The following is a 6517-nucleotide window of genomic DNA, read 5'->3' on the forward strand; positions in this document are numbered from 1 at the left end:
TTGAATTTAGAATACAATACTTCGAACAGGCAGGACAACCATGAAAAAATTTAACTTTCGAAATTTCAAAATTAAAAAAGTGGAGGCGAAAGATTTAAACGATCGATTGCTTCTGGTCAATCTATACATTACGCAAGGCCTAACATTATTTATCGGTTTGTTATGGATTATTTTACAGCGCCGCAATCCGCTTCATTTGCTTTCATGGCCTGAAACGCCGCAATTTCTTGCTTGGGGGCTCGGCCTTGCCGCCGTCGTCCTTGCGGCGGATATGCTCGTCTCCAGATTCGTGACCGACGAATCGATGGATGACGGCGGCATTAACGAGATGCTGTTCCGCAAGCGTCCCGTGTGGCATATCGTCGTCATTGCCGCAATTGTGGCCGTGTGCGAAGAATTGTTGTTTCGCGGTGCGGTGCAGCACGCGTTCGGTCCTTATTGGACGAGCATTTTGTTTGCGCTCATCCATGTCAGATATTTGCGCCATTGGATCCCGACGGGATTGGTGTTTGCAATAAGTTACGGATTAGGTTGGATTTATATCCAGACGGGAACGCTTTGGGCGCCGATTGTTACCCACTTTGTAGTCGACCTGGTGATGGGGCTAGTTATTCGTTTTCGGAGGGAGTCATGAGCAAATCTTTAAGCAGAATGGAACGTTACGGCAATAAAAAGAAAGGCCGGCAAGAGCGGGAGGATCAAGCGAACGCCGAACAAACGCTGCCTTCGCGCAAGGAGCAGCATCCTTCGAATAAAGGCAAGCTCACCAAAATATTTTATAACACATTGATTGGAATGTTTATTTTATTGTTGATCGGCTTGCTGATCTGGGGAAGAAGATTTCCAATGGGGGAATAGGGGAGGGATAGAATGGCGATCGCGGCTGGTTTGGCGGCAATAGCAATAGCAATTCTGATTGTTATCATGGCGCGGGAAGCGCAGCGTACGCGCGTGGAAGAGTTGACGGTGGAATTGGAGAGACTGCCCGCTTCTTGGGACGGCACGGTCATCTTGTTCGTGTCCGATCTCCATCGCCGCATCGTTCCGGAAACGCTCGTTGCGGACATTCGCTCGCGCTATCCGGTGGAGTTGGTCTTGATCGGCGGCGATATGACGGAGAGGGGAGTGCCGCTGGAACGAACGCGCGCCAATATGGAACGGCTCCGCTCGTTAGGGCCGGCATATGCCGTACACGGCAATCACGATTACAAGACCGATTACCGCCGCCTGGACGCGGTTGTCCAGGAATGCGGCGTCAAGGTGCTTGACAACGAGTCGGTTCGATTCGAGAAGGAGGGAGCCGAACTCCGGCTTGTCGGGGTGGACGATCCGCATACCGGCAGGGATCAACTGCGCCTCGCCTTTAGCGAAACGGAGCCGTCCTCTGCCTGCACGCTGCTGCTCGCGCACGATCCGGCGATTATGCTGCGGCTCGGCGACGAGCAAGCCGATTTGGTTCTTGCCGGCCATACGCATGGCGGGCAAATTTGCGTCCCCGGTCTTGGACCGCTATTCACGGATGCGGTCTACCGCCGATATTCCGCCGGCTTGTACGAATCGGACCGCATGGTGAACGGAAGCAAATACAAGACCAAATTGTTCGTCAGCCGCGGCTTCGGCACGTCAAGATTGCCGATTCGCTTCCAATGTCCCGCGGAAATCAATCTGATTACGCTGCGCAGCGCCAAACGGCCGGCTCCAACCCGTTAAACTTCGCTTTTGTCAAAATCGATCGACCGCGGATCGACGAAAGTATACTCCTTCTCTTCAAGCTTCGTGAGCAGTTCGTCCAACGCCTCGACCGTCCAAGGCAATTCATGCATCAATATATTGCTGCCCGGATGGAGCTGCTCCAATACGTTTTTAATGACCTCTTCGGGCTTGTTCTTATTTTTGGAATCCCAATCGAGCGAGCCGTTCGACCATGTCATATACAACATGCCGTTATCTTTGACGACACGGCGGACTTCGTCGTTGCCGGAACCGAACGGCGGACGAAAGAACAACGGTCTTTCCCCGATCGTATCCTCGACGATTTGCTGGACATCCTCAATTTGCTTTTTAATGCTGTCATTCGATTCCTTTTTCAAATTAATATGGTCCCAGCTGTGGTTTCCGATCATTTGGCCGCGGTCGTGGATCATTTGCAACAGCTCGGGATTTTGCTTGACCCGGTAGCCGTTAACGAAAAAAATCGCCTTCGCGTTATGCTTGTCCAGCGTGTCGATCAGTCCCTCGATCATGTCGCGATCCTTCGGGCCGTCGTCGAACGTGAGCAGCACGACTTTCTTCTCGGTTCCTTCGTCATTCGGCACAATATTGTACACCTTGTTCATATGGTACAGCTTGTCGACCGGAAGTTCTTCGGCTTCCTCCGCCGGTTCGCCGGATGCCGCCTCTGTGCCGGTTTGCTCCGTATCCGATGGCGGCGTCTGTTCGCTCGACGTATGTACGGGAGCGGTCTGCCCTTCGTCCGCCGCGCCGTTATCGGCCTGCCCGCGGCCGCATGCTCCAAGCAGTAATGTGAAGCCGATTAACGCAACGAGTAACATTCTTTTCATCATTCATTCTCCGTTCGTTTCCTAATTTTAAAGCGCATGAGTTGCAAATGCCATGTGAACACTATAACTGATTTTATCATAAAAAGGAGGTTTTCGTCCTTGAGAATGGCATTTTTCGTTGGCGGCATCGTCGGCGCGGCGGCTGCGATGTATTTCGCCAAAAACCGGCGGATGATGGCGGCGGTATCGCCCGGCCAAATCGGTCATATGATGAACGATCTGGTCGAAACGGCCAAAAATAGATTGGCGGATGCGGTCATCGCCCAGATGAACAAAAACGGGCATATCGTCTCAAGTCAGCACAGTTCGCATACGGCCGCAAGCGCGCCGCATTATGCGGAGGCGAATGCTTCCGCGCATGACGCGAAGCATATCGAAGAAATGATCCAGGAAAGTCCGGAGCTCAAAGCGGAAGTTAACGCCATCTTAGAAGATAATCGCGTTTCGTTGTAATGATCGTTAGAATTGGGACAAAGAATCGTTTTTTACAACTTATTGTTGTGAAAAATGGTTCTTTTTTTGTATATTTTATATAGTGCAAATGAGGAAAATAAATGATACCATAATTATAACGATTTCTATCCATATCCATGACTATAGATGGAAATATGTTTTCATAGGTCCATATGCAGAAACATATGATATGCTTCTTCATAATCTGTTATAACTACGGTGAAGCCATTGTAGTGAAACTATCGTTGCTTACGATGCAATAAAGGAGGATCCTGTCATGAAAATAGAACGCTTGAGTCACGATAAGATACGGATTTTCCTTACGTTCGACGACTTGTCCGAGCGCGGTATTCAAAAAGAAGACATGTGGCGCGAAATTCCGAAAGTCCATGAATTGTTCAGCGAAATGATGGACCAGGCGTATAACGAATTGGGCTTCGATCCGACGGGGCCGCTCGCCGTAGAGGTATTCGCTCTGCCGGCGCAAGGAATGGTAGTTATCGTGACGCGAGGCAAATACGACTCTACGTCGTTCGGCGCCATTAACGAAGAAGACATGGATGAAGAAGTTTACGAAATGGAAGTAACGCTGGAACAGAGCGATTCCATTCTATACGCTTTTCAAGATATCGAGCATCTAATCGAGCTTTCGCATATGCTGAAAGATCGCGTTACAGGTACCGGCAAATTGTACCACTATAAGGAAAAGTGGATCCTATTCCTCGAGCCCGGCGAACTTGCGAATAGCGAGTACCATGCGCTGATCGCCCTGCTTGCCGAATATGGCGAAGCGACATCGGTCACGCCGGAGGTGCTTGACGAATACGGGAAAATGATTATTCCCGCCCATGCCATCGAAGTGATCTGCACCCACTTTAAATCCCATGAATAATCGTAGCGGGGGGAATATTCGGTGCCATTGTTATCGATTTTGACGGCAGCGATTGCGCCGGGTCTCGCCTTACTGACCTACTTCTATTTAAAGGATCGGTACGACGCCGAACCGGTGCATATGGTCATCAAGCTGTTTTTGCTCGGATTTTTGATCGTACTGCCGATCATGATCGTACAACGCGGGCTCATTATGTGGTGGGGAGATAACCCTTACGTTTTCTCCTTTGCCGTTTCTGCCGGCGTGGAAGAATGCGTCAAATGGTTTGTTTTGTATCATATCATATACAATCATACGGAGTTCGACGAGCCTTATGACGGCATCGTATACGCGGTCGCCGTTTCGCTCGGGTTTGCGACTATCGAGAATTTGCTTTATGTCTGGAATACGGACATTACGTTTGCGACAATGCTCGTTCGCGCTTTGCTGCCTGTCTCGGGACATGCCTTATTCGGCGTCATGATGGGCTACTATATGGGCAAGGCGAAGTTCTCCAAAGGAAGCGCGACGAGGCGCTTTTTGATGTTATCCATCGCCGTTCCGCTGCTTTGGCACGGAATATACGATTATATTCTCGTCGCGGTGCATACGTATTGGATATGGTATATCGTTCCGCTTATGATTTTTTTATGGTACCGCGGCATGCGCAAAGTTCAGCGCGCAAATGCGCGTTCGCCCTTCCGCATGATCAAGCGCGAAGAAGCGCGGGATTAAACGGGCGCTCATCCGGTTATACTTCTGGATAGAGGTGAATCGAATGAGAGTGAAGGTCCGGATTCGTTGCAAGCAATGCGGCGAACGCTTCGTTCTGCGGGGCAAGAGGGAAAAGGGCAGGATAGAAACCGGCTTCAAACAATGTTTATGCAGCAACGAGAACGATTTCGAAATAGAGGAAGACCACTTGTAAGGTGATTAACGAAACATCATGCATAAAGTTTCCTTCTTCGACTCAAACTAAGAGCAGTTAAGCGAAGAAAGGGGCCGTTTGTACCATGTATAAACGATTAAGTGCTGTAATGTTTCCGATAGTCACCTTATTTTTTATCGGTGCGATCGTGTGGGGATACCAGGAACATCAAGAGAAAAACTCCATTCTTATCAAAGCCGAGAACCAATACCAGCGGGCGTTTCACGATTTATCGTACCATATGGAGAAGCTACATAACGAACTGGGCAATACGCTTGCCGTCAGTTCCGCTTCGCAAGGCATGCATCGGAAAGGCCTGGTCAATGTATGGCGCTTGACGAGCGAGGCGCAAAACGAAATCAATCAGCTTCCGCTTACGCTGCTCCCGTTCAACAAAACGGAAGATTTGCTGTCGAGAATAGCCAATTTCTCGTATAAGACGGCGGTACGGGATTTGACGAAAGAACCGCTCTCGAAAGATGAGTACAATACGTTAAAAACGCTGTACAAAAATTCGGGGCAAATTACGAAAGACTTGCAGCAAGTCCAGTCCAAAGTCATTGCGAACAATTTGCGCTGGATGGATGTCGAAGTCGCGATGGCTTCGGAAAATGAGAAGCTCGACAACACCATTATCGACGGCTTTAGAACGGTGGACAAAAAAGTCGGCGAATATCCGGAAATTAACTGGGGGCCGGCCGTATCCAGCATCTATAATAAACGCTCCGTCAAACTATTGAGCGGTACGCCGTCCAGCCCCGAAGAAATTAAAAGGAAAGCGGCCGAATTCCTTGGAATAAACGATCCGTCGCACATTCAAGTGACGGAGAACGGGGCAAAGACCGAGTACGCTTCTTACACGGCGACGGCCCAGCATCAAGGCGGCGGCAAGGTCCAACTGGATTATACGAAAAAAGGCGGCAAGTTGACGTCATACGTCAATTCGCGCACCGTTGAGACGAAGCGTTTATCTCCGCGCGAAGCCGAAAGGCACGCGAAAGATTTTCTGCAGAGCCACGGATATCCGGACATGAGAGCCGTTTCCTATGACGAATCTCATTCCATCGGCAATTTCGTGTTTGCGCGGAATCGGGACGGCGTCGTCATCTATCCGGAACGCGTCACGGTTCGCGTCGCGCTGGACAACGGCGAGGTAACCGGGCTCGAGGCGAGCGATCTCGTGTATCAGAAGCAGCAGAAGCGCGAGATCAAACGGCCGAAATTGTCCCTGGAACAAGCCCGCAAAAAGCTGAATCCCGAATTTAAGGAAAAATACAACCGGTTAGCGCTCATCGAGAACGATAGTTCGGACGAAGTGCTGTGTTACGAATTTGTCGGCAATATTAACGGATCGACTTACCGGTTGTACCTGAACGGAGATACGGGCGTCGAAGAAATGATCGAGCAAGTGAAAATGTCAAACGCGGCGCATCGTCCGGCGCCTCCCGCAGGAACCCAAGCCATCACAAAATAAACCTGTTCGTCAAAGCTCCGTTCCGCGTCCGAATCGCGGAACGGTTTTTTTGTCCGATGATGCGGTTGGGGGTTATAAATTACGCATGACGCATATCGGACAGGCATGTTAATAGGATCTCGGAATAAACCGGGCGATTGAGGCTCAATTTGGGGTGCTTGAGTTAAAATTATCGATGTAAACGTGTTTTTGAAAGCAATTTTCAAAAATGCGTATGCTAAAGAACCCGA

Annotated in this window: 9 protein-coding genes; 8 read left to right on the plus strand and 1 reads right to left on the minus strand. The window is 49.9% G+C overall.

The features are described from left to right. The first annotated feature begins 40 nt into the window (after window positions 1-40). The 3 genes from KQI79_RS18975 to KQI79_RS18985 are packed head-to-tail and all read left to right on the plus strand — an operon-like array spanning window position 41 to window position 1710. Window positions 41-634: a type II CAAX endopeptidase family protein gene (locus tag KQI79_RS18975; RefSeq protein ID WP_216539869.1), complete on the plus strand. Its 594-nt coding sequence runs from the start codon at window positions 41-43 to the stop codon at window positions 632-634. Further along, on the plus strand, window positions 631-858 hold the full coding sequence (locus KQI79_RS18980; RefSeq protein WP_216539870.1) for a hypothetical protein: 228 nt from the start codon (window positions 631-633) through the stop codon (window positions 856-858). Before KQI79_RS18975 ends, KQI79_RS18980 begins: the two co-directional genes overlap by 4 nt. A 12-nt stretch (window positions 859-870) precedes the next feature. Then, window positions 871-1710, plus strand: a complete 840-nt coding sequence (locus KQI79_RS18985) for a metallophosphoesterase (RefSeq protein ID WP_230191166.1) — start codon at window positions 871-873, stop codon at window positions 1708-1710. On the opposite strand, the gene KQI79_RS18990 is transcribed toward KQI79_RS18985, so the two are convergent. Next, window positions 1707-2561, minus strand: coding sequence for a polysaccharide deacetylase family protein (locus KQI79_RS18990; protein WP_216539871.1), 855 nt, complete (start codon window positions 2559-2561; stop codon window positions 1707-1709). The genes KQI79_RS18985 and KQI79_RS18990 overlap by 4 nt on opposite strands. A gap of 99 nt (window positions 2562-2660) precedes the next feature. Between KQI79_RS18990 and KQI79_RS18995 the strand changes: the two genes are divergently transcribed. From KQI79_RS18995 to ypeB, 5 genes are all read left to right on the plus strand, one after another. Next, a complete protein-coding gene (locus KQI79_RS18995; RefSeq protein ID WP_216539872.1) occupies window positions 2661-3014 on the plus strand; it encodes a hypothetical protein in 354 nt (117 codons plus the stop codon). A gap of 277 nt (window positions 3015-3291) precedes the next feature. Beyond that, window positions 3292-3906: a genetic competence negative regulator gene (locus tag KQI79_RS19000; RefSeq protein ID WP_216539873.1), complete on the plus strand. Its 615-nt coding sequence runs from the start codon at window positions 3292-3294 to the stop codon at window positions 3904-3906. A gap of 21 nt (window positions 3907-3927) precedes the next feature. Next, the gene (gene prsW, locus KQI79_RS19005) at window positions 3928-4620 is read left to right on the plus strand and encodes a glutamic-type intramembrane protease PrsW (RefSeq protein WP_216539874.1); all 693 of its coding nucleotides are present in this window, start codon (window positions 3928-3930) and stop codon (window positions 4618-4620) included. A gap of 43 nt (window positions 4621-4663) precedes the next feature. Beyond that, window positions 4664-4813, plus strand: coding sequence for a hypothetical protein (locus KQI79_RS19010; RefSeq protein ID WP_216539875.1), 150 nt, complete (start codon window positions 4664-4666; stop codon window positions 4811-4813). Window positions 4814-4898: 85 nt separating this feature from the next. After that, a complete protein-coding gene (gene ypeB / locus KQI79_RS19015; RefSeq protein WP_216539876.1) occupies window positions 4899-6287 on the plus strand; it encodes a germination protein YpeB in 1389 nt (462 codons plus the stop codon). The last annotated feature ends 230 nt before the right edge of the window (window positions 6288-6517 follow it).

The sequence above is a fragment of the Paenibacillus sp. MSJ-34 genome (assembly GCF_018918005.1).
Lineage (GTDB): Bacteria > Bacillota > Bacilli > Paenibacillales > Paenibacillaceae > MSJ-34.